This window comes from Lysinibacillus sp. NPDC093190, assembly GCF_050280425.1.
Taxonomy (GTDB): Bacteria; Bacillota; Bacilli; order Bacillales_A; family Planococcaceae; genus Lysinibacillus.
In genome coordinates this window covers 1-23,558 of record NZ_JBNNVG010000042.1, presented here as the reverse complement: position 1 = coordinate 23,558, position 23,558 = coordinate 1, and the positions used below count along the sequence as shown (strand labels likewise).

Here is a 23,558-nt window from a genome sequence, read left to right as displayed (position 1 = left end):
CCATAACCACATAATCAAAAGGAGGATTTAATTATGGTTCAACATTTATTTAGTATGAATTTACAATGGTCGGAGGGGAGAAATGGGACGGGGAATATTGTTGCGGACAAGCTAAATACGAAAATTTCTATTCCCCAAGAAATGAATGGACCAGGGATTGGGACAAATCCTGATGAAATGCTGCTTGGAGCGGCAGCAACTTGTTATTTGATTACATTGGCTACGTTACTTGAAAATTCGAAGATTGCTGTGTTGGATTTGTCTATGCAAGCTGAAGGTTTTGTTGATGTCACGAATGGTGTTTTTACTTATGAGAAAATCGTACATAAGCCAAAAATTGTTGTACAAAATTTATCTGAGCAAGAACAAAAAAGAATTGATCGACTAGCTGAGAAGGCAGAAAAAACGTGTATGATTAGTAAGGCATTAAAAGGAAATGTTCAAATTACATGCGATGTGCAAATTGTACAAGGATAAAAAGGAATTAATGGTTGAATATATTAATGTTAGGAGTTATTCAAAAATGATTTTGAATTAACTCCTTTTTTAATTCATTACTAAAAATTTGAGATCATATTTTTTTGAATGTATGGAATTTATAGTAGGTAAATTGGAGTGGAGGCTGGGCGACTCCTTGGAGATCAGCGTCACAGATGAGACCCTGCAGCGTAGCGAGTAGGGGAACGAAGGCTAAAGGCATCACGTCCTGTGATAACGCCTTCGTGATCAACATCCTGTCGCTGCCGCTACGTTGCACTACGCTTTCGCACAAAAAACACATGTTGCCCCGACGCCCCCAGGAAAGCCCCCAGTGGGAACGGAAATCAACCCCACGTTATGGAGATGGTCCTCCTTTTTACATATTATTATGAAATTGCTTTTTCAAAAGTAGTTCTATAAATGTCCCAAATGAATATATAAAATTAAGTGCTAAAAAAATGCAAAGGATGATGTATTGCACGAGCAGTCAGCTCAGACTATTAATTTTTATAGTCAGTACGGAAAAAGAATTATTGATATTGCGGTGGCACTCCTATTACTTTTCATAACCATTCCTCTTATGTTGGTAGTATTCCTCATTCTTCTTATTGGCACAGGCCGCCCTGTTTTTTTTAAACAAATCCGTACTGGACAGGATCATCAGCGCTTTGTTATTTGGAAGCTACGGACAATGACCATACAGGCAGTTCCAGTGAATATGCCTACTATGTGTGCAGATGGAATTCCGGATGATTATTTTTTTAAAACTGAACAGGATGTACGAATCACGAAGGTTGGGGCCGTTCTTCGGAAGTTAAGTATTGATGAAATTCCACAGCTCATTAATGTCTTAAAAGGAGATATGAGTATTGTTGGACCACGACCAGAAGTTCCAACCATCACAAATGCTTATAACACTTTACAGGCACGACGTTTAGAGGTAAAGCCAGGTTTAACAGGGCTTGCTCAAATTAACGGCCGCTCTAATATTTCTCACGGACAAAAAATTTCATATGACCTAGAATACGTTGATAATCATTCCTTTTGGATGGATTTTAAAATTATCATCAAAACACTTTACGTAGTGTTAGCGAGAACAGGTGCTTATTAACTTCTTTCAGCAGAAGTCCCCTACCTCTATAAGTGGTGAGATGGATGCGAATTTAAGCTGTTTTCAGGGGGGTCCAAACGCCTGCTGAAAGAAGTTAAAGCCTCCGGCGGATGGCATGGAATCGGAAAGGAGTTCTTTGTGCAAGCACAAAGCCGATTCCAGACGCAATTATGCCAAGGCACAATTGATAAAAATAAGGAGTGTTAGGTACTGAAGATCGTTCAGCTTATTACACGTATGGATAAGATTGGCGGAGCGCAAAAGCATGTGGCGGCACTTGCTATAAAATTAAAGCAAGAAGCGCACGAGGTAACCATTGTAACAGGTCTTTATAATCCATCACTGTGGCGCTTTCAAGAAGAAAAAATTGATGTGATCAGTATCCCAGCCATGCAGCGAGCGATTCACCTAAAAAAGGATTTACAAACCTTTTGGCAATTAAGAGCTACATTTAAAAAAATACAACCAGATATTATTGCAGCACATTCATCGAAGGCGGGCGCAATTGGTCGTGTAGTAGGTAGGCTTTTACACATTCCAACTGTTTTTACGGCCCATAGCTGGAGTTTTACAGAAGGCGTACCGCATAAAAAGAAGAGGCTGTATAGTCGAATGGAAAAATCGGTTCAGTCGTTAACAGCTAAAATTATTACGGTATCTGAATATGATCGCAAGCTAGCATTAACGAAAAAAATTGCTCCTGCTCATAAAATGTTGACGATTCATAATGGCATCGACCAAATAGAGAAGCAAGTGGCACCTATTAAAGAGAATGAGGAGCATCCATTAATTGTGATGGTTGCTCGTTTTGAAGTGCCAAAAAGACAGGATTTATTGCTAGAGACTTTAGCGGGGCTTTCTGATGTACCTTGGCGCCTACAATTGATAGGTGATGGCTCACTTCGTCCTAGTTTAGAAAAATTCGTTGCCGATAAAGGCTTAACGGATCGTGTCTCATTTTTGGGCAATCAATTAGATGTCACATCTTTACTTGAGGAAAGTCATTTATTTGTCTTGTTATCAGATTGGGAGGGCTTACCGATTTCCATTATTGAAGCAATGCGAGCGGGACTTCCAATTATCGCTACGAATGTAGGTGGCGTCAATGAATTAGTTTCTGATAATGAGAATGGATTTTTAATTAATCGAGATGATAAAGATCGACTAAAGAAAAGGCTTAAACAATTGTTAATGGATGAGAGCTTACGTCAAAAAATGGGGGACGCAAGTGAACGTCGCTTTTTAAGGAATTTTACGTTTCTACCAATGTATCAGAAAACTCTATTTGTCTACGAACAGGCTGTATTAAAGTCGGCTAAGAAAGGTGATTAATTTGCAATTAATTCGCATTCGAACTGATGATGAGCTTATGTGGTACAAGGATATTTGGGATGGAATTTTAGCAGCGGAGGTCAATGATAATCCATTTATAGAATTTGCTTGGTTTTATAACTGGTGGCAAATTGTTGGGCGAAGAGAGCGTGTTGAGCTCTATGCTGTTGAAGAAAAAGGTACTATTATTGCCTTTTTCCCCTTCTTAGTTCGACTTCGATGGGGAGTACGAATTTATGCCTTTGCGGGAGAAAATATTGCAAATTATTCAGGTGTTGTAGCGAAAAAAGAATGGCTGTTGCCCGCTACGACCTTTGTGTTTGATCAGCTCATTGAAAAGTATAAACATCTATTATTTTCGTTTCATGGATTATTGGAAAGCAAAGACTCTACAAAGGTCATTGAGCAATATTTTGTTGAAAGGCAGTTACGCCCGAGTATTTTTCGTGTAGTGACTCCGTATCTTGCCTTTCACGATGTAGATTTTTCTAACTATTTCAATCAACGTAGAAAAATGCATGGTGTGGATAGAAGAGAACGCAAGTTACGAAAATTAGGCTCATTAACGAGGAAAATCCCTTCGCAGGACGAGCTTTGGCAAATGTTTAGATTATTTGATCGACGATGGGCAAAAAAGATAGACACAAGTGATTTTACGAAAGGTAAGAAAAAGGATTTTTTCGAACGGTTAACGCTCCTTAAAGGGGAGGCATTACAAGTAGAAGTAGATGCACTTGTTTTTGAAGACCAATGGATTGCCTTCACCTACGGAATTTGCTGTCGAGGACGTTATGTAACTTATGCACTTGCCCATGAGCCGACATTTAATATATTTGGGCCGGGTAGATTAGTGAATCAGGAAACTATTAAGCGAACTTATTCTGAAAACTATCACTTGTTCGATATGAGTATTGGCTATGAGCCGTATAAGTTCGATTGGCGCTCTAATATTGATTTTACAAGGCGTATGCTCGTAAGCAGTGGAACGAAGCGTGCAAAGTTATTGGCGGGTCGTTTTACACTGAAGGAAAGACTCAAGGAATTTTTAAAAGGCAATCATCGTGTCGTGGAATGGAAACGCAATACTCTAGGTCAATTACGTTACTTAGTAAAGTATGGAAAAGTAAAAGATTGGCTAGAATATGGACAACTATTCGTAGAAAAATTTATTCGTTTTAAGCAAGTGGATTTGTATGAATTATCCCCGTCAGATAGTGTTACACCGCATCGACCTGTAGGAGATTTGTTTGAGGAGTTGTCGATACAGGAGGCGATGCAACTCGATAAGGAAGAGATTATTTCTCTATTTTATAAGGGATACACCATTTACAAAGATTCTTATGCAGAAACGAATAAGCCAGCGTTTGCGTTACATGCGATGAACTGGCGTGTAGATGAATTGCAAATTGTTGAAGCATTGCCAAAGCAGACATGTTTTTTAACCTATGATGCTTATAAAAATATCGATATTATCACAGCCTTTTTCCAAAAAATGAAACCTGCACAAACACTTTGGGTTACTGCAAGCTTTTGGCAATGGCGAAAGCGTAAACGATTATTGCAGTTAGGCTATAAACGTATTTCTCGAATGAAACATTTTAAATGTGCTCGTTATGAGCGAAATCATGTAGAAAAATACACAGAGAGTGGGGGCGATGTTCATTCTGTCCATTAAAAGTAAGCGATGGAATATCGCAATGCAGCATTTTTATTTTGTAGAGAAGCCAGCCAATGTTAGAAAATCAATGAAGGTTATTGGATATACAAATTCACTTGTACCGAGCCGTAAGCTTGTCAAAAGTGAAACGGTTCATATTCACCTTACAGAAAGTGAATCATCATTGTATCTTGCTCTTTCTGAAAGTAATCGAAAAATTCTTCGTCGTGCACAAAAAGAGTCCTATCAAGTTTTTATTTATAAAGAGCCATCAGATGAAAATTTACGAGCCTTTCAACAGTTTTATAATAACTTCGCAAAAAGGAAAAAACTCGAGCTAATTAGCAAGTCTCAAATGGAAGCTATTACGCTCTTAAAAAATAAAGGAGCGCTATGGTTGTCTGAGATTCGCAGTATTTGTGGACAAACACTATGCTATAGACTCGATATTGTATACGCTAATAAAGCGATGTCCTATTATGTAGCGACTTGTCATTCACAATCGATGCCAGAGCATTTAAAAAGACCAGTTCGTTATGCAAATCGTTTCTTACTATGGCACAATTTATTGCATTTAAAGGAGCAAGGCTTTGTTTTATATGATATGGGGAAACTGACAGATGATCAAAATGTTCGTGCATTTAAGCAAGGCTTCGGTGGACAAGTTGTCGATGTATACTCCGGCTACATTACCCAATCAAAAATACGTGCACTGTTACTGGGCGTGCAAAAATGGAGGAAGTAGTAATTGAAGTAAATCGTGGAGGTCTTGTTATATCATTGGATTTTGAGCTAAATTGGGGTGTCCACGATGTATTTAAGTACGGACAATACAATAAAAATTTATATGGCGTACGTGAAGCATTGCCTAAAATACTAGAGTTGTTTGAACGATATGGCATTCATGCGACTTGGGCCACAGTGGGTCTATTGTTTGCAGATACAAAAGCAGAAATGGCTCACTATTTAAGAGGTATCCCAATAAAATATAAAAATATGCGCTATGCAGCACATACACAACTTGCAAAAGTAGGGGAAAATGAGCAGGAGGATCTCTTACATTTCGGCAAATCTTTAATTGAGAAAATTAAATGTACGCCACATCAAGAAATAGGAAGTCATACGTTTTCACATTTTTACTGTTTAGAAAATGGACAAACTGAAGCAAATTTTCGTGCAGATTTACATGCTACTGCAATGATTTGTGAAGAAAATATCGCACCGATGAAATCGATTGTATTTCCGCGTAATCAAGTGAACGAAGCATATTTCTCCGCATGTCAGGACGTAGGATTTGTATGTTATCGAGGAAATGAAAAACATCCGTTGTACGATCCTCAAAAATTCACGAAAAAAGGTCGTCTATTAGGTGCAAAAAAATGGCTGGATACCTATGTTAATGTAACAGGAAATCATCTTGTAACGCTTGAAGAAATGCAAATGGATTCTTTTATTAACATTCGTTCAAGTGCATTTTTAAGACCCTATTGTAGTCCATTACGATTTTTTGAAGGCTTAAAGATCAAACGTATTAAAGAGGGAATGCATGCAGCTGCAAGGTCTAAAGCTTTTTATCATTTATGGTGGCACCCTCATAATTTTGGCAAGAACATTGAAAAAAATTTAGCTATGCTTGAGGAACTTTTACAATATTATCAGGAATTACGTAATCAATATAATTTTCAAAGCTATACGATGCACGAGGTCGCAGAGCTTTGCCAAGCTCTATCCCGCAAAAGCCCGATTGGTGAAGACTAATACTCAGTGGGGTGAAAAAATCCCCAAAAGTAGCGAACTAGAAAATTGCCTAGTTTGCTACTTTTTGTGTTTAAAGGGGTAAATGGGGTATGTGGGTTTTTTTAAGAAATTAAGAGGGAAAATACCGAACTTTGACGAAATTGTATGTACTAATGGTACTATTAATGTGGAAGATATTTCTCTAGGTATATTTATAGGAACAATAAAGTAGTATAGGGCAATTTACTTCGATCCGGCTCATCGGACGCCCCCAGGAAAGCGCCCAGTCGGAACGGAAATCAACCCTACGTTATGGTAGTTATAGAAAAATAGCATGAAGGTGGTCGGTTAAATGTTTATTCAACCAGAATGGCAGTATAAGCAAGAAAATGGTTCAGCTATGCATCAATGGATTAAGCAAAAAGAAAATCCACTTCCAAATGATGTAGATATTATTTTGTACGGTGCTTTATTATCGTATGCTAGTAAACCCTCCCAAAAAGCGTTGTATCCAACAGCATTTCGAAAGGCTTGGCCTAGCTTTCAATCCTATAATTTAGATGAGCAAGTAGATTTGCGCTCGTTGGCAGTCATTGATGTAGGTGATGTAGCCATCCACGAGACGGATAGAATGCTTTCTGAGTCAGCTGTAGAAGCTGCGGCAGAAAGCTTAAGCACCGCATATTCTAAAAGCTTTACCTGTCTTATAGGTGGAGATCATGCGATTACAGCTTGCTCTCTAAGAGGCATAAAGAATGCTTTTCCAAAGGATCGTATAGGGATTATTCAAATAGATACGCATTTGGATGCCCGCAATCAGGAGGAAATTGGTTTAGCCATGGATTCTCCAATACAGAAGCTCATTGCAGCAGGGGTTGTAGAGGGGAAACATGTTTATAATGTCGGGTTACACGGCTTTTTTAATTCACCAGAAATGATTCACTACGCGAAAGAACAAGGGATTCATATGATTACGTTAAAACAGATGCGTCGTGATGGCATACAATTAACAATTCGCGAAATGCTTCGTCAGCTTATGTATGAGGTGGATCGTATTTATGTATCAGTAGATTTGGATGCACTCGATATTATATTCGCTCCAGATGTACCTGCAGCAACACCAGGTGGATTAACGGCCTATGAATTATTTGAAATCCTAAAACTCATTGGAGAAAATGAAGGGGTCCGCCATATTGACTTTGTCTACGCCGATCCAAAGGAGGGGGACCTACGCCCTGAAACAGTAAAGATGGGCGTGACAGCATTTTTACAATGGTTAACAGGTATTCGACTGGATTACCGCAATCGTATTTCAAAGAAAGGCAATGCTATGATTAGATAGTTATAAAATGAGACGGAATAATGGCTTGTATATATTTACAATGAAGTTTGATGATAGTTTGCTATAATAGAACAATGCTTAATATATTATGAATGAATACATCATTGTATTGTTATAGAGAGGATTATTTATTATGACAACAAAACCAAAACTATTAATTGTTGATGGCATGGCGCTATTATTCCGTTCATTTTTTGCGTCTGCTGCTATGGGGCATTATATTCGTCTGGCGGATGGGACACCTTCTAACGGTGCACAAGGATTTGTGCGTCATGTATTAACGGCACAATCTATTATGAAGCCGACCCATCTTGCTGTTTGCTGGGATATGGGTGCACATACATTCCGCAACGAATTATTTGATGGCTATAAGGCTAATCGTCCATCACCACCAGAGGAAATGCTACCACAATTTGATATGGCGAAAAATTTATCGCAACAAATTGGCTGGCAAAATTTCGGTGTTAAAGGGATGGAGGCAGATGATTTAATTGGCTCAATGATTACAAAATTTCAGGATAAGGCTGACATTACGGTAATTAGTGGAGACAAGGATTTACTGCAGCTTTTAAGACCATCAGCGGAAATTGCTTTTACGAAAAAAGGTTACACAGAGTATGACGTTTATACGCATACACGCTTTCAAGAGGAATATGGCATCGAACCTATTCAATTTGCACAGGTCAAAGCCTTTATGGGAGATACGAGTGACGGTTACCCAGGTGTTAAGGGAATTGGACCAAAGCAGGCACTTACGTTAATTCAAACATATGGTTCTATCGAAAAGGTTCTTATGTCATTAGACGAATTAAAGCCTGGTCAACGCACGAAAATTAAAGAGAATCTAGACATGCTAAAATTGTCACACGAGCTTGCAACAATTCAAACGAACGTACCAATCGAAGCAGAATTAGCGAGCCTAGTATTACCTGATTACGAGCCTCAAATGTTCAAAGAAATAGAAGAACGTGGCTACACATTAATCGCCAAGCAGGCACGCTCACTGTATTCGCTTATTTAAAAACAAACATCAAGTTGTCCACGCAGAGTATAGAAATATGCTCTGCTTTTTTTATGGCTTATCACCAAATGTTGAGGCAGATATTTGGTAAAACATATGCCATGTACATAGGTTGATTGGAGTGGAGGCTGGGCGACTCCTAGGGGATCAGCGTCACAGATGAGACCCTGCAGCGAGCATCGCGAGTGAAGCGGCTCATCGGACGCCCCCAGGAAAGCGCCCAGCCGGAACGGAAATCAACCACACTTTATGGTGATGAGCCTTTTTCATACAAAAATTTTTGTAACCTTTTCCTAACCTCAAACGAATTATAAGCAAATAAGTAAAAGGAGGGGAAAGATTGATTGATTCAAATAACATGGAATCAAGAATAGTTGAAATCTACAATTTGTATTACTTAGACGTTTATAGATTTCTCGTTTGTTTTACGGGAAATCAAAATGATGCTGAGGATTTGACCCAAGAAGTATTCATTCGGGTATTAAAAGATTTATCGAATTTTAATGGCAACTATCATTTAAAAACGTGGATTTTTTCAATCGCAAAACATGTAGCAATAGATCACTACAGAAAGAAAAGGTTTGCCTCACTATTTAAGGATGGTTTTTTTAATCAGTTATCATCGAATGAAAAGAAACCTGATGAGGAATTTGAGGTAACAGAATTAAAAGAATTTATTCATGAAGCAATTGCTAAATTAAAACCTAATTACAGAGCAGTAGTCATTCTTCGAGGTATTAATGAATTTTCCATAAACGAGACTTCGGAAATTCTTCAATGTAGTGCGGCGAAAGTAAAAGTTGATTACCACAGAGCCCTAAAAGAACTTAAAAGAAAACTGAATATTGAAATAGAGGGGGTTTTGACAAATGCAAAATGAAAAAGACTTATTTGATATGCTGAAAGAAATGTACCCTCAACATCCTAGAAGGGAGTTTGTTTCTGCAACTGAAAATACTCTTAGACAACGAGCACGAAGCATGGGTAAAAAAAGAATCTTCACAAAATTCTCTGTGATTACAAGTGGCGTTTTAGTTTGTGCATTTATTTTTCCATGGTTAATTTCCTTAAATGGAAGTGGCACAGTTTCACAGGTAGCCCATAGTGATGGAGGGGCGTCATTGTCTTATGCAATGGAAGAGAAGGAACCTGTGGTATATATTTATCATTCACATAATATAGAATCATTTATTCCAGAGCTTCCTGCACAGCAGGTGAATAGTGATCAGGCGTATAGTGATACTAAAAATGTAACATTGGTAGGTAAAGAGTTAAGTAGAGCATTAAAGGAAATGCAAATTAATTCAATACATGATGAGACTGATATAGCCGGAATCTTAAAAAGAAAAGGTTTACATTTTTCGGATTCATATATAGTGTCACGGGAAAATTTACAAAAAGTTTTAGCTGAAAATGACAGTATTCACATGATTTTTGATATACATCGAGATTCTCAAAAAAGACGTGAATCCACAATTGAAATTAAAGGGAAAGAGTACGCAAGAATTAAATTTGTCGTATCAAAAACGAGTGGAAACTATGAAACGAATAAAACATTTGCAACTCAGCTTCATGAACAACTAGAAGAATTATATCCGGGACTATCAATAGGTGTAATAGAAAAAGGGATCGATCCCCAAAATACCTATAATCAAGATATCCACGATAATTCAGTATTATTAGAAGTTGGAGGTATAGATAATACGTTGGAAGAAACGTATAGAACAATGGATGTTTTTGCAGAAGTTCTAAAAGTTATTATTGAGAAGAGTAAATAAGCCTTGAATTATTGATGAAAAAAGAGCGTGTCTAACATTGCAGGCACGCTCTAACTTAGTTCGGTGTAATTTTTACGAAGCTCAATACTTTCTCATTATCTTTAAAAGGAGCCGTTCGAATTTTACTTTCACGATTAGGACCGCCATTATCATGGAATATTAACAATAGCTCATCATTTCGTATTTCATAGCCAATGAGAGGCACCCAATGATAGGCGAAGGCAGATTTTTTATCGCACCAATTTAAGCTAAAATAGCGGTCAAAGCGTATGGCGACAGGGCGACCTGCATCGATTTCCTGCATAGCCTTCTTTAAAGTACAATCACGAATATCCCATGTCGGACGTAGTCGGCGAAGATTGCGAATTAGACGCCATTTAAATAACCCGATTTTCGTGCCACCAAGAAGTTTATAAAGCTCATTTACCGAAGGAGCTTGATCTTCGAAATAGTTTAAGACTACGTGTATAGTTGTAGGACCACAAGCAGAATTACGGTATTTTGATGAAGTGGATGCATCATATTGTGATTTTCCTTGTAGTGACAATGGCTGGCGCATCATAATCTCCTTTCTAAAAAGAGCCGCATTTCAAAAAGAAATGCAGCGCGCTTTTTATTATTCAGATAAGAATTCTGTTACTTGCGGCTGACGCTTCGCTTTCGCCACAGATTAGTAGCTCTTCTACATTAACTTTGCTATTTTAGCCTAGTTAATTATTGTTGTGCAGATAAGAATTCCGTAACTTGCTGAGGTGATTTAGCATTAGCACTATGTAAGTGTGCTAATTTTTCACCGTTTTGGAAAATTAGTAGGCTTGGAATACCCATTACATCATATTTGTCCGCAATTTCTGGAAGCTCATCGCGGTTAAGTTCATACCAGTCATATTGGTTGTACTCTTCGATAATTGGATCGATGAACATATTCATACGTGTGCAATCTGGGCACCATCCAGCGTAAAATTTCACTAGAACTTTTTGATCACCAGAGATCAGTTCATTAAATTGTTCAGCAGTTGTAATTGTTTTCATAAGTATTTCACTCTCCTTGCTTTCCATTCTACACATTTTTCTCGCAACCTGAAAGTTTTCTGTTTGGAATAATCGATATCTACTTATTGTCTTGTTTTCGCTCGTAAAAAACAAAAAAAGTTATATATCGCAAAAATAATTGGAGAAAAATGATTGCTAAATTAAACAAAATAATCTACACTAAAAACAGAAAAAGTAGTTTTATCTTCATTCAGCGGAAAATATTTACCTCAAAAACTACAATGGTAGCTGGACGGAGATAAGCCTCAGTCGTATGTCACAGATTATGCCTAAAATTATCTGGACAAAAATACGCTAAGGCAAACTTGATATTTTTTTGGTCAAAAAATGAATGGCTATTCATTCAATGGGAGAATAAGGGGGAATTGCTTGTGACTTACAACATTAAAAAAGCAGCTGTTCTAGGTTCTGGAGTAATGGGCTCTGGAATTGCAGCACATTTAGCAAACATCGGTATTCCAACATTATTATTAGACATTGCGCCGAAGGAACTAACAAAAGAGGAAGAAGCCAAAGGTCTTTCCTTAGAGCATCCTGCTGTAAGAAATCGTATCGTCAACGGAGCTCTTCAAAAGCTATTAAAGCAAAAGCCAGCACCACTTACTTCTAAGAAAAATTTATCACTACTAACGGTTGGTAACTTTGAGGACGATCTAGAGAAATTAAAAGATGTAGATTGGATTATTGAAGTTGTCGTTGAAAATTTAGCGATTAAACAAAGCCTATATGAAAAAATTGATGCTGTACGTAAGCCTGGCACAATTATTAGTTCAAACACATCTGGCATAAGTATTAATGCAATGGCAGAAGGACGTTCAGAAGATTTTCAAAAGCATTTCCTAGGAACTCACTTCTTCAATCCGCCACGCTATTTAAAATTACTTGAAGTCATTCCGGCAAACACTACAGCGCCAGAGGTTGTAAGCTTTATGAAAACATTTGGCGAAGATGTGCTGGGCAAAGGTGTCGTACTTGCTAAGGATACACCGAACTTCATTGCCAATCGCATCGGAACGTACGGCTTACTAATTACTTTACAAGAAATGATGAAGGGTAGCTATTCAGTTGGTGAGGTAGATTCTGTAACAGGTCCACTAATTGGTCGTCCAAAATCTGCAACATTCCGAACGTTAGATGTTGTTGGTTTAGATACATTTATCCATGTAGCGAAAAACGTTTATGATCAAACAACTGGTGAAGAGCAACAAGTATTTGCAGTACCAGAATTCCTACAGAAAATGGTTACAAACGGCTGGCTAGGAGCAAAATCAGGTCAAGGTTTCTTCTTAAAGCAAGGTAAAGAGATCCTTGAAATTGATCCAAACACACTAGAATATAGCCCGGCGAAAAAATTAAAAACACCTTCTATCGAGATGGCAAAACAAACTCGTGGATTAGCAAATAAAGTGAAAGTACTAACATATGCTAAGGATCGTACTGGAGAGTTATTATGGGGTATCTTCGCTCCGACGCTAATTTACTCTGCACAGCTACACGGTGAAATTGCTGATGATATTGTTGCCATTGACAATGCTATGAAATGGGGCTTCGGCTGGCAGCAAGGTCCATTTGAAATATGGGATGCAATTGGCGTCAAAGAGTCCGTAGCTAAAATGGAGGCTGAAGGTCGTGAAGTGCCGGCATTTGTCAAAGAGATGTTAGCAAGCGGCTTTGACACTTTCTATTCGGAAATTGACGGTGATCTAGCGTATTATAATGGCTCTGAATACGTAAAAGTGCCAGTTAATGAAAAAGAAATTAACTTAAAACGTTATAAGAAAAAGCACGGTGTTATTAAATCAAATACAGGTGCTAGCTTAATAGATTTAGGTGACGGAATTGCATTACTTGAATTCCACTCCCAATCAAATGCAATTGGCTTAGACATTATTCAAATGATTAACTTTGCAGTCGATGAAGTAGAAGCTAACTTTAAAGGCTTAGTCATCGGTAATCAAGGGAAAAACTTCTGTGTTGGTGCGAATCTAGGAATGATTTTAGTAGAAGCACAGGATGATAATATTTTTGAGCTAGATTTCGTTATTAAAGCATTCCAAGATGCGATGCAAAAGATTAAATATTCTCGCAAGCCTGTTGTGGCAGCACCTTTTGCTATGACACTTGGTGGAGGAGCAGAGGTTTGTTTACCAGCTGCACATATTCAAGCAACAATGGAAACGTATATGGGCTTAGTAGAAGTTGGCGTAGGATTAATTCCTGGCGGCGGCGGTAATAAGGCACTATACCAAAAATTCATCAAAGGGTTACCAAATGGCGTTGAGGTAGACTATCAACATATTGCTAATAAAGTATTTGAAACAGTTGCGATGGCAAAAGTTTCGACATCTGGTGAAGAAGCACGTGAAAATAACTTCTTAAACTTTGCTGACGGGATTTCTGTTAACCCAGATCACCAACTATATGATGCAAAACAAGCTGCACTAGCGCTTTATGAGGCAGGCTATCAAGCACCTGTACCTACGAAAGTTCCTGTAGTCGGTGCATCAGGCTACGGTACGCTACTAATCGGTGCGCAAGGAATGTTTGAATCAGGCTATATTAGTGAACACGATTTAAAAATCGCTAAAAAATTAGCGTATGTCATTGCTGGTGGTAAAGTTCCATATGGCACATTAGTAGATGAACAGTACCTATTAAACCTTGAGCGTGAGGCGTTCCTAAGCTTAGTTGCAGATCCGTTGTCTCAACAAAGAATGCAGCACATGCTTTTAAAGGGAAAACCATTGCGTAACTAATTTCAAGACTGTGACCATACTAGCACATGAAACAAAGGGGGATTAATACGATGCGTGAAGCCGTTATTGTAGCAGGAGCACGAACTCCGATTGGAAAAGCAAAAAAGGGTTCTTTAGCAACAGTTAGACCAGATGATTTTGGAGCGGTTGTTGTCAAAGAAACATTAAAAAGAGCGGGCTATGAAGGTCCGATTGACGATTTAATTTTAGGATGTGCAATGCCTGAAGCTGAGCAAGGCATGAACATAGCACGTAATATTGGAGCGCTTGCTGGATTACCAGATACAACGCCAGCGCTGACAATTAATAGATTCTGTTCATCAGGTTTACAGGCAATTGCTTTTGCAGCAGAGCGTATTATGCTAGGGCATTCTAAGGCGATTCTTGCTGGTGGAGTCGAGTCGATGAGTATGGTGCCAATGGTTGGCAATACACCTCGCTTAAATCCAACGCTAGCAGAAACTGCTCCCCAATATTATATGGGGATGGGGCATACAGCTGAGGAAGTGGCACGTCAATACAATGTAAGTAGAGAAGATCAGGATGCATTTGCTGTGCGTTCACATGAGCTTGCAGAAAAAGCGATTAAAGAAGGTAAATTCAATGATGAAATCGTACCAATCGAAGTGGAACAGCATTATGTAGACGATAACAACAAACCACAGGTGAAAAAATTCACGTTTAGAATGGATGAAGGTGTACGTCCAGGTACATCTGTAGAAGGTTTAGCGAAGCTTCGTCCAGCCTTCCATGTAAAGGGTAGTGTTACAGCTGGTAATGCCTCTCAAACTTCTGATGGTGCAGCAGCAGTACTTGTGATGGATCGTGAGGAAGCAGAAAAGCAAGGGCTTACACCAATGGCGAAGTTTTTAGGCTTTGCAGTTGGTGGTGTACCTCCAGAAGTGATGGGTATTGGACCAATCGTGGCTGTACCTAAAGCACTTGAAATTGCAGGGTTAGCAATTGATGATATTGATTTATGGGAAATTAACGAAGCATTTGCGTCACAATCCTTACAGGTCGTACGTCATTTAGGCATTGACCAAAACAAAGTAAATGTCAATGGTGGAGCAATTGCCGTAGGTCACCCACTTGGTGCAACGGGAGCCATTTTAACATTAAAGCTTATCCATGAATTGAAGCGTCAAGGTAAGAAATATGGTGTCGTGACAATGTGTATTGGCGGCGGAATGGGTGCTGCAGGAGTATTTGAAATTCTATAATTTTTGCTAGATCAGCTTGGAGTGCAGCGTTTTCGGTTGCCTCCGAACACAGTGCTTCAAGCTTTTCTATATATTGGGGATAAAAGCTATTAAAAATAGATATATAGGGAGGAATTTAGAATGACAGAAAAAACAACGGATTTCATTAAAGGCGGCGGATTTATTATTGAAGATGTGGAATTAGATCGTGTATTTACACCTGAAGATTTCACAGATGAGCATAAAATGATTGCTAAAACAACTGAAGAGTATGTAGCAAATGAAGTGTTACCAGTCGTTGAAAATTTAGAACACCATGAATTTGAGCATTCGGTTCGTCTACTAAAAAGTGCAGGTGAGCTCGGCTTACTAAGCGCAGATGTACCTGAAGAATATGAGGGTCTAGGGTTAGACAAAGTTTCTTCTGCATTAATCGCAGAAAAAATGTCAGTTGCTGGTGGCTTCTCTATTACGCATGGTGCACACGTAGGTATTGGTTCTTTACCAATCGTACTTTTCGGAAATGAAGAGCAAAAGCAAAAGTATTTACCAAAGCTTGCGTCAGGTGAATTAATTGCTGCTTACGCATTAACTGAGCCAGGTTCAGGTTCTGATGCATTAGGTGCAAAAACAACTGCGAAGTTAAATGATGCAGGGACACATTATATTTTAAATGGTGAAAAGCAATGGATTACAAATGCAGGCTTTGCAGATGTATTTGTTGTCTATGCAAAAATTGATGGCGATAAATTCTCAGCATTTATCGTAGAGCGTGCCTTTAATGGCGTTTCGGTTGGCGCAGAAGAGAAAAAAATGGGTATCAAATCTTCATCGACACGTACATTAATCCTTGAAGATGCAGAAGTACCTGTAGAAAACCTTTTAGGTGAAGTAGGTCGCGGACACGTTATTGCCTTTAATATTTTAAATATTGGTCGCTATAAATTAGGGGTTGGAACAATTGGTGGCTCGAAGCGCGCATTAGAGCTAGCCATTCAATACACAAACCAACGTCAACAGTTTAAAACGAAGCTGTCTGATTTTAATCTAACAAAAGAAAAATTATCGACAATGGCTTCACAATTATATGCGTCTGAGTCATTAAACTATCGTACAGTAGGTTTATTTGAAGACCGTTTAAGTCAGCTAAGCCCAGAAGAGCAAAAGCAAGGGAAAGTGATTGCTGGTGCAATTGCTGAGTATGCTATTGAATGTTCTATTGCTAAAGTATTTGGTTCTGAGACTTTAGATTACATTGCAGATGAAGCGGTTCAATTACACGGTGGTTACGGCTTTATGGCTGAATACGAAGTAGAGCGTATTTATCGTGATTCTCGTATTAATCGTATTTTTGAAGGTACTAATGAAATTAACCGCATGATTGTACCAGGTACATTTATGAAGAAAGCATTAAAAGGTGAATTGCCATTACTACAAGTCGCTCAAAATTTACAACAGGAGCTTCTAATGCTAATGCCTGAAGATGTAGGCACAGAACCGCTAGCTCAGGAAAAATATCTTGTGAAAAATGCGAAGAAAATTGCTGTATTGGCAGCAGGTTTAGCAGCACAACGCTACGGCGCGAAGCTTGATCAAGAGCAAGAAGTATTGGTGAATATTGCAAATATCGCAAACCAACTATTCGCTATGGAATCAGCTGTATTGCGTACAGAAAAAGCGATTGCTCGTGACGGTGCTGAAAAAGCTCATCAAAAATTACTGTACACTCAAATCTTCTGCCAGGAAGCATTTGCAGAAATTGAAAAAGAAGCAAAAGATACGATTCTTGCTTCAGCAGACGGCGATGCTGCACGCATGACATTGTCTGCACTCCGTAAGTTAACTCGCAACAACCCATACAACTTAATCGCGAAGAAACGCGAAGCTTCTGTTAAATTAATTGAAGCAGAAAAATATATAGTTTAATATAGCAAACTTAACCTAGCTATCCGAGATGTGATAGCTAGGTTTTTTTGTTGGAAATAAAGTTCTTCGGCAAAACGAGGGTTGATTGCCGTTCCGACTGGGTGCTTGGGCGCGATTCTTGGCATTTTATCAGCGATTTTCATGTTGTAATCAGCGATTCTTGGCATTTTATCAGCGATTTTCATGTTGTAATCAGCGATTCTTGGCATCTTATCAGCGATTTTCATGTTGTAATCAGCGATTCTTGGTATCGTATCAGCGATCGGCATTTTGGAGCGTCTAGTCACTCCCTTCGCTTTTGTTGCCACTGTCGCTTCACTTTCGCACAGATAAAATATTATTGTTGAAGTGTCGTTTTATTATTATAAATTAGAATGAAATGTCAGAAGAAAGATACACACTAAGAGAATTGATTGGAGTGGAGGCTAGGCTAGGCGATCAGCGTCACAGATGAGACCCTGCAGCGAAGCGGCTCATCGGACGTCCACAGGAAAGCGAGTAGCCTGGAACTCCAATCAACCCCACGCTATAGCACGAAGAGTTTCGTTTTGGTTCGCAACGGTTATGATGGTATACTACAGAAAATGAGGGGGACACGAAAATGTAGTGTCCTAAAATGATAGTAGAGGAGCCTATAAATGACAATTCAATTTATTCAATATCCGAAATGTACTACTTGCAAAAAAGCTCAAAAATGGCTAAAAGACAATGGGGTTTCATACGAGGAGGTACACATTGTCGAACAACCGCCTACAAAGGACGAATTATCAAACTTATGGCAAGCTAGTGGACAACCGTTAAAGAAATTTTTTAATACTTCTGGTATGAAATATCGAGAGCTTGGCTTGAAGGATAAACTTGCAGAAATGACTGAAGAGGAGCAGCTTGAACTGCTTGCGTCAGATGGTATGTTGATTAAACGTCCGATTGTAACCGATGGAAAAAAAGTTACTTTAGGGTTTAAAGAATCAGATTTTGAGCAAGCTTGGAAATAACGCTTTTAATCTTGTTTTTATGGAAGAAGTATGGCACACTGAAAATGAATATATTACATATTTATGGAGGGGTTTTTTGCATGAGCACACCTAAAGACTTACGTTACTCTGAAGAGCACGAATGGGTGAAAGTAGAAGATGGTAAAGTACGTATCGGTATTTCTCATTTCGCACAATCTGAACTTGGAGATATCGTTTTCGTTGAGCTTCCACAAGTTGGCGACGAAATCAAAACTGATGATCCATTCGGTAGCGTAGAATCTGTAAAAACAGTTTCTGAATTATACGCACCAATCTCAGGTACAGTAGTTGAAGTAAATGCAGATTTAGAAGATAGCCCAGAATTCGTTAATGAATCACCATATGAAAAAGCATGGATGGTCGTTGTAGAGCCTGCTGATGCATCAGAAGTTGAAAAGCTTATGACAGCTGAGCAATACGAAGAAATGATTGCTGAATAAGACAAGCCTGTATTAGAAAAACGTCGGAAACTACCGACGTTTTTTATTATCTTCATTCATCCTGCTCCTATAGTAAGAGAGGTGAATGTAAGTATATTCCTTTATCAATAGGTGTCTAACTGTATCAACGATAAAGTTTATTGATATAATGGATTATAAGGGATATGTCTAAATGGGGGTGGCGTGATGGTCGAGGGAAAATGCTTAATTGTCGAAGGCCGATCGGATAAGCTTCAAATTGAACCTATTATAAATGAAGATGTTAAAATACTTTGTACGAATGGTACAATTGGTGTGCATCAATTAGAAGAGCTACTTGATCCATACGAGGGTTGTGAGCTTTATACGTTTTTTGATGCAGATACATCGGGTGATAAACTACGAGCATTAATGGACAGACATTATCCAGAGGCTGAGCATTTACGTACGATGCCAACATATAAGGAAGTTGAGACAACTCCGAGGAAGGTGTTAGCAGCGATATTGCTTCGTGCACACTTCTCAATCCATAATGAATATATTTTGTAAGGTTGCGTGAAAAATGATGGAAGAATGGTCAAAAGAGCAGTGGGACGCGGTTGTCCAGTCAGGTGAAAAAGCTGCCTTTTATTTATATACGCCTATGTGTGGAACATGTGCGGTTGCATCGAAAATGATGACGGTTGTTGAGCAATTACTGCCACAGCTTCAGGTCGGTAAAGCGAATATTAATTTTATAGAGCAAATAGCTTATGCTCATAAAATCGAAAGTGTACCATGTTTACTCGTATGTGAAGGCGGAGAAGTGACAGAAAAGGTTTATGCCTTTCAATCCGTACCGTATTTATACGAATTGTTAAAAAATTAATTGACTGAACTTTACTCGCGTGGTAAAGTAACAAATATATTAAAAAAACAATTAAATATATCGAACTCTTATAAAGAGCGGCGGAGGGAAGTGCCCTATGAAGCCCGGCAACCATCACAATCGTGAAAAGGTGCCAAATCACCCAAAGATTTATCTTTGAAAGATGAGAGAACGGTTTAGCGTATATTACGTGACCCCTTCTACTTGTCTTTAAGTGAAGGGGTTTTTAATTTTTTTCAGCGGGTGTCCAAGCACCTGTACCTGTCGCTACGCTTTCTGTACAAAAGACATCCGCTGAAATAGAGGGACTCAGTCTAAGAACGCCACGTCCTGTGGTAATTTATCTGTGCGAAAGCGTAGCGGCAACAACAACACACGACTGAGTGACCAACTTCGTGCTGCTGACGCTACGTTAGCACTACGCTTTCGCGCAAAAAACATCTGTTGGCCTAAAGCCTCCGGACGCAATTATGCCGAGGCATAATTGATATAAGAAAAGGAGAATTCGCTATGATTCAGCTGCAAAATATTACGAAGAAATACAAAACCGCGAATGGCGAATTAACAGCAGTCAAAGACGTCAACCTTTCTATCAATAAAGGTGAAATTTTTGGCATTATCGGCTATAGTGGCGCTGGTAAAAGTACAATGATTCGCTTGTTAAACGGTTTAGAAAAGCCTACATCTGGTACGGTAACGGTTAACAATCAAGAATTTTCATCCATAAAGGGACAAAAGCTCAGAGATGCTAGACAAAAGGTTAGTATGATTTTCCAGCATTTCAATTTACTTTGGTCTAGAACTGTTGAAGAAAACATCGCTTTTCCACTAGAAATCGCAGGTGTTCCAAAGGCAAAACGTGAAACACGTGTGAAAGAATTGATAACTTTAGTTGGCTTAGAAGGGCGCGCTAAAGCATATCCATCACAACTATCAGGGGGACAAAAGCAACGTGTAGGTATCGCTCGTGCGCTTGCTAATAATCCAGAGGTATTGTTATGTGATGAGGCAACATCCGCACTCGATCCGGAGACAACAGATGCTATCCTGGATCTCCTTGTCGATATTAACGAACGATTAGGTCTAACGATTGTGTTAATTACACATGAAATGCACGTTATTCGCAAAATTTGTCATCGTGTAGCGGTTATGGAAGCTGGAGAAATTGTAGAACGTGGTGAAGTATTACAAGTATTCCAAGCTCCACAAGCTGCCATTACGAAAAAATTCGTTTCTCAAATTACAGATACGAAGGAAACACAGGAAACTGTGGCACAAATTAAAGCAAATTACCCTAATGGACAACTTGTTAAGCTAATCTTTGTAGGAGAAAAAACAGAGCAGCCTGTCATTTCACATCTTGTGAAACAGTTTGATGTAGAAGTAAGTATTGTACATGGTAATATTTCGCAAACGAAAAATGGCGCGTACGGCACACTTGTTGTACAAATTGTTGGCTCAGAGGAAAATGTTGCTGCTGCACTGAGCTACTTAAATACAGTCGAAGTACAAACGGAGGTGATTACAAATGTTAACTAGTCTTTTTCCGAATGTCGACTGGGAAAAAATGTGGGACGCTACGTATGAAACGTTGTACATGACAACAATTTCTACGATCATCACATTTATACTTGGATTAGTAATTGGAATCTTATTGTTTTTATCAAGTCCCAACCAACTATGGGCCAATAAAATTGTGAACTTTTTAACAGGATCAATCGTTAACATTTTCCGTTCGATTCCATTTATCGTTTTGATTATTTTATTAATTCCATTTACGAAATTTTTACTTGGCACAATTCGTGGCGCAGATGCGGCTTTACCCGCACTAATTATTGGAGCTGCACCATTCTATGCACGAATGGTATTAATTGCTTTACGTGAAATTGATAAAGGTGTTATTGAAGCAGCTCGTTCAATGGGTGCCAAAACGTCAACGATTATTTGGAAAGTATTAATTCCGGAATCTTTACCAGCGCTTATTTCTGGTCTTACTGTAACAGCTGTAGCACTTGTCGGTTATACTGCGATGGCAGGTATTATCGGTGCAGGTGGTCTAGGAAACTTAGCATTCTTAGATGGTTTCCAACGTAATCGCCAAGATGTAACTTTAATGGCGACTATATTAATCTTAATTGTAGTATTTATTATTCAATGGATTGGCGACATGATTACAATCAAAACAGATAAACGCTAAAGAGGCGCTAATAAAAATTGTAGTGACAAAAAGAGAATCTCGCTACGAACATCTAAGAGGTTATCTCGGTTTTATACCGTTAACATATTAACTTCTTTCAGCAGGTGTTCAAACACCTGCTGAGAGAAGTTAAAGCCTCCGGCGGATGTCACGGAATCAGTAAGGAGTTCATAAAGGATGTTAGCCTAAAATCATCGCATCCATGCGATAACGGCTAACTGACCTGCTTCGGTGCCGCTGCCGCTACGCTTTCGCGCAAAAAACATCTGCAGGCCTAAGACAAAGCCGATTCCGGACGCAATTATGCCGAGGCATTATTGATTTAAGAATAAGAAAAAAGGGAGAGTAATAAAATGAAGAAGCTATTAGTAGGATTATTTTTATCAGTATTAGTACTAGCTTTAGCCGCTTGTGGTGCTGGTAAAAAAGAAGATGCAAGCTCAAACTCATCATCGGGTGATAGTAAAGAAAACGTAACGTTAACAGTAGGTGCTTCGAATACACCTCATGCGGTTATTCTGGAAAAAGCAAAACCAATTTTAGCTAAAGAAGGTATCGATCTTAAAATTGAAAAATATCAAGACTATGTATTACCAAACCAACATTTAGAAACTGGCGATCTTGACGCAAACTATTTCCAACATCTACCTTACTTAGAGCTTAGCATGAAAGAAAATGGCTATGACTTTGTAAATGCTGGTGCCATTCACATTGAACCAATCGGAATTTACTCTAAAAAATATAAATCTCTTGATGATCTACCAAAAGGTGCAACAATTTTACTTTCTAGCTCAGTATCAGACCACGGTCGTATGCTTTCTTTATTAGAAGCTAAGGGCTTAATTAAATTAAAAGATGGTGTTGATAAAACAGCAGCAGAAATAAAAGATATCGCAGAAAACCCTAAAAACTTCAAATTCGATGCAAGTACAGCACCTGAAATGCTTGTACAAATGTACGAAAATAATGAAGGTGATGCGGTTCTAATCAACTCGAACTTTGCAATCGATAACGGCTTAAATCCATTGAAGGATGCAATTTCTCTTGAAGATAAAGAATCTCCATATGTAAACATTGTCGCTGTACGTGCTGGTGATGAAACAAAACGAGAAATTAAAAAATTAATAGAAGTATTAAAATCTAAAGAAATCCAAGACTTCATTATTGAAGAATGGAAAGGCTCAGTTGTACCAGTTAAATAATTCAGAAAGGGTATGTAAGTATGAAAGCTTACATACCCTTTTATCTTGTCATCAAAAGAAAAATATAAATAAGATAAACAAAGGTTGATTCACACTCCGAGTTAGCGCTTTCCGCGGGCTTGACTTTAACTTCCTTCAGCGGGTGTTTGGACACCTGCTGAAATAGAGGAATTCAGTCTAAGAACGCCACGTCCTGTGGCAACGACTGAGTGACCAACTTCGTGCCGCTGACGCTTCGCTTTCGCGCAATAAACATCTGTTGGCCTAAAGCCTCCGGCGGATGTCACGGAATCGGAAAGGAGTTCTTAAAGGATGTTAGCCTAAAATCATCGCATCCGTGCGATAACGGCTAACTGACCTGCATCGTGTTGTTGCTGCCGCTACGCTTTCGCACAGACAAAACCTGTTGTTGCTGCCGCTACGCTTTCGCACAGACAAAACCTGTTGTTGCTGCCGCTACG

Annotated in this window: 23 protein-coding genes and 1 riboswitch; of the genes, 20 read left to right on the top strand and 3 right to left on the bottom strand. The window is 38.8% G+C overall.

Translation table 11 applies throughout. From position 1 onward, the window contains the following. The first annotated feature begins 33 nt into the window (after positions 1 to 33). From ACQKOF_RS22825 to spoIIP, 10 genes are all read left to right on the top strand, one after another. Entirely contained in the window at positions 34 to 477 is a 444-nt protein-coding gene (locus ACQKOF_RS22825; protein WP_427562153.1) for an SACOL1771 family peroxiredoxin, read from the top strand. 478 nt (positions 478 to 955) lie between these two features. After that, positions 956 to 1,591 carry a sugar transferase gene (locus tag ACQKOF_RS22820; RefSeq protein WP_427562150.1) on the top strand — a complete coding sequence of 212 codons (636 nt, stop codon included), beginning with the start codon at positions 956 to 958 and terminating at the stop codon, positions 1,589 to 1,591. A gap of 237 nt (positions 1,592 to 1,828) precedes the next feature. Then, positions 1,829 to 2,923: a glycosyltransferase family 4 protein gene (locus tag ACQKOF_RS22815; RefSeq protein WP_427562148.1), complete on the top strand. Its 1,095-nt coding sequence runs from the start codon at positions 1,829 to 1,831 to the stop codon at positions 2,921 to 2,923. 1 nt (position 2,924) lies between these two features. After that, on the top strand, positions 2,925 to 4,598 hold the full coding sequence (locus ACQKOF_RS22810) for a GNAT family N-acetyltransferase (protein WP_427562145.1): 1,674 nt from the start codon (positions 2,925 to 2,927) through the stop codon (positions 4,596 to 4,598). Further along, entirely contained in the window at positions 4,579 to 5,325 is a 747-nt protein-coding gene (locus ACQKOF_RS22805) for a hypothetical protein (protein WP_427562143.1), read from the top strand. The genes ACQKOF_RS22810 and ACQKOF_RS22805 overlap by 20 nt, the downstream gene beginning before the upstream one ends. Then, complete coding sequence (locus ACQKOF_RS22800; RefSeq protein ID WP_427562140.1) at positions 5,313 to 6,338, top strand: polysaccharide deacetylase family protein; 1,026 nt, start codon at positions 5,313 to 5,315, stop codon at positions 6,336 to 6,338. Before ACQKOF_RS22805 ends, ACQKOF_RS22800 begins: the two co-directional genes overlap by 13 nt. Positions 6,339 to 6,669: 331 nt before the next feature. Continuing rightward, positions 6,670 to 7,659 (top strand): agmatinase family protein, encoded by a 990-nt coding sequence (locus ACQKOF_RS22795; protein WP_427562137.1) that lies wholly within the window; start codon positions 6,670 to 6,672, stop codon positions 7,657 to 7,659. A 133-nt stretch (positions 7,660 to 7,792) separates the two neighbouring features. Beyond that, positions 7,793 to 8,680: a 5'-3' exonuclease gene (locus ACQKOF_RS22790; protein ID WP_427562135.1), complete on the top strand. Its 888-nt coding sequence runs from the start codon at positions 7,793 to 7,795 to the stop codon at positions 8,678 to 8,680. Between the two features lie 340 nt (positions 8,681 to 9,020). Next, positions 9,021 to 9,560, top strand: coding sequence for an RNA polymerase sigma factor (locus ACQKOF_RS22785; RefSeq protein ID WP_427562133.1), 540 nt, complete (start codon positions 9,021 to 9,023; stop codon positions 9,558 to 9,560). Next, the gene (spoIIP, locus tag ACQKOF_RS22780; RefSeq protein ID WP_427562130.1) at positions 9,550 to 10,458 is read left to right on the top strand and encodes a stage II sporulation protein P; all 909 of its coding nucleotides are present in this window, start codon (positions 9,550 to 9,552) and stop codon (positions 10,456 to 10,458) included. The genes ACQKOF_RS22785 and spoIIP overlap by 11 nt, the downstream gene beginning before the upstream one ends. A gap of 55 nt (positions 10,459 to 10,513) precedes the next feature. On the opposite strand, the gene ACQKOF_RS22775 is transcribed toward spoIIP, so the two are convergent. After that, a complete protein-coding gene (locus ACQKOF_RS22775) occupies positions 10,514 to 11,017 on the bottom strand; it encodes a C39 family peptidase (protein ID WP_427562127.1) in 504 nt (167 codons plus the stop codon). A 155-nt stretch (positions 11,018 to 11,172) separates the two neighbouring features. Continuing rightward, positions 11,173 to 11,517 (bottom strand): thioredoxin family protein, encoded by a 345-nt coding sequence (locus ACQKOF_RS22770; protein ID WP_400727909.1) that lies wholly within the window; start codon positions 11,515 to 11,517, stop codon positions 11,173 to 11,175. Between the two features lie 365 nt (positions 11,518 to 11,882). Between ACQKOF_RS22770 and ACQKOF_RS22765 the strand changes: the two genes are divergently transcribed. The 3 genes from ACQKOF_RS22765 to ACQKOF_RS22755 all read left to right on the top strand — a co-directional run bounded on the left by ACQKOF_RS22765 (position 11,883) and on the right by ACQKOF_RS22755 (position 17,395). Further along, positions 11,883 to 14,267, top strand: a complete 2,385-nt coding sequence (locus tag ACQKOF_RS22765) for a 3-hydroxyacyl-CoA dehydrogenase/enoyl-CoA hydratase family protein (protein ID WP_427562124.1) — start codon at positions 11,883 to 11,885, stop codon at positions 14,265 to 14,267. A 50-nt stretch (positions 14,268 to 14,317) separates the two neighbouring features. Continuing rightward, a complete protein-coding gene (locus ACQKOF_RS22760; protein WP_427562121.1) occupies positions 14,318 to 15,490 on the top strand; it encodes an acetyl-CoA C-acetyltransferase in 1,173 nt (390 codons plus the stop codon). Between the two features lie 120 nt (positions 15,491 to 15,610). Next, positions 15,611 to 17,395, top strand: coding sequence for an acyl-CoA dehydrogenase family protein (locus tag ACQKOF_RS22755; protein ID WP_370042362.1), 1,785 nt, complete (start codon positions 15,611 to 15,613; stop codon positions 17,393 to 17,395). On the opposite strand, the gene ACQKOF_RS22750 is transcribed toward ACQKOF_RS22755, so the two are convergent. After that, positions 17,392 to 17,703, bottom strand: coding sequence for a hypothetical protein (locus ACQKOF_RS22750; RefSeq protein WP_427562118.1), 312 nt, complete (start codon positions 17,701 to 17,703; stop codon positions 17,392 to 17,394). The genes ACQKOF_RS22755 and ACQKOF_RS22750 overlap by 4 nt on opposite strands. Before the next feature lie 330 nt (positions 17,704 to 18,033). On the opposite strand from ACQKOF_RS22750, the gene ACQKOF_RS22745 reads away from it, so the two are divergent. The 7 genes from ACQKOF_RS22745 (at position 18,034) to ACQKOF_RS22715 (ending at position 23,097) form a co-directional block, all read left to right on the top strand. Further along, positions 18,034 to 18,390, top strand: a complete 357-nt coding sequence (locus ACQKOF_RS22745) for an arsenate reductase family protein (RefSeq protein WP_427562115.1) — start codon at positions 18,034 to 18,036, stop codon at positions 18,388 to 18,390. An 80-nt stretch (positions 18,391 to 18,470) separates the two neighbouring features. Next, positions 18,471 to 18,851 carry a glycine cleavage system protein GcvH gene (gene gcvH / locus ACQKOF_RS22740; protein ID WP_370042359.1) on the top strand — a complete coding sequence of 127 codons (381 nt, stop codon included), beginning with the start codon at positions 18,471 to 18,473 and terminating at the stop codon, positions 18,849 to 18,851. A gap of 186 nt (positions 18,852 to 19,037) precedes the next feature. Further along, positions 19,038 to 19,379, top strand: coding sequence for a hypothetical protein (locus tag ACQKOF_RS22735; RefSeq protein WP_427562112.1), 342 nt, complete (start codon positions 19,038 to 19,040; stop codon positions 19,377 to 19,379). A 16-nt stretch (positions 19,380 to 19,395) separates the two neighbouring features. After that, on the top strand, positions 19,396 to 19,698 hold the full coding sequence (locus ACQKOF_RS22730; RefSeq protein WP_053484330.1) for a thioredoxin family protein: 303 nt from the start codon (positions 19,396 to 19,398) through the stop codon (positions 19,696 to 19,698). 65 nt (positions 19,699 to 19,763) lie between these two features. Continuing rightward, a riboswitch (SAM riboswitch) is annotated at positions 19,764 to 19,868 on the top strand. Positions 19,869 to 20,208: 340 nt separating this feature from the next. After that, positions 20,209 to 21,237 carry a methionine ABC transporter ATP-binding protein gene (locus ACQKOF_RS22725; RefSeq protein WP_427562109.1) on the top strand — a complete coding sequence of 343 codons (1,029 nt, stop codon included), beginning with the start codon at positions 20,209 to 20,211 and terminating at the stop codon, positions 21,235 to 21,237. After that, positions 21,227 to 21,895 carry a methionine ABC transporter permease gene (locus tag ACQKOF_RS22720; protein WP_427562107.1) on the top strand — a complete coding sequence of 223 codons (669 nt, stop codon included), beginning with the start codon at positions 21,227 to 21,229 and terminating at the stop codon, positions 21,893 to 21,895. Before ACQKOF_RS22725 ends, ACQKOF_RS22720 begins: the two co-directional genes overlap by 11 nt. 353 nt (positions 21,896 to 22,248) lie before the next feature. Beyond that, complete coding sequence (locus ACQKOF_RS22715) at positions 22,249 to 23,097, top strand: MetQ/NlpA family ABC transporter substrate-binding protein (protein WP_427562104.1); 849 nt, start codon at positions 22,249 to 22,251, stop codon at positions 23,095 to 23,097. Positions 23,098 to 23,558 lie beyond the last annotated feature (461 nt).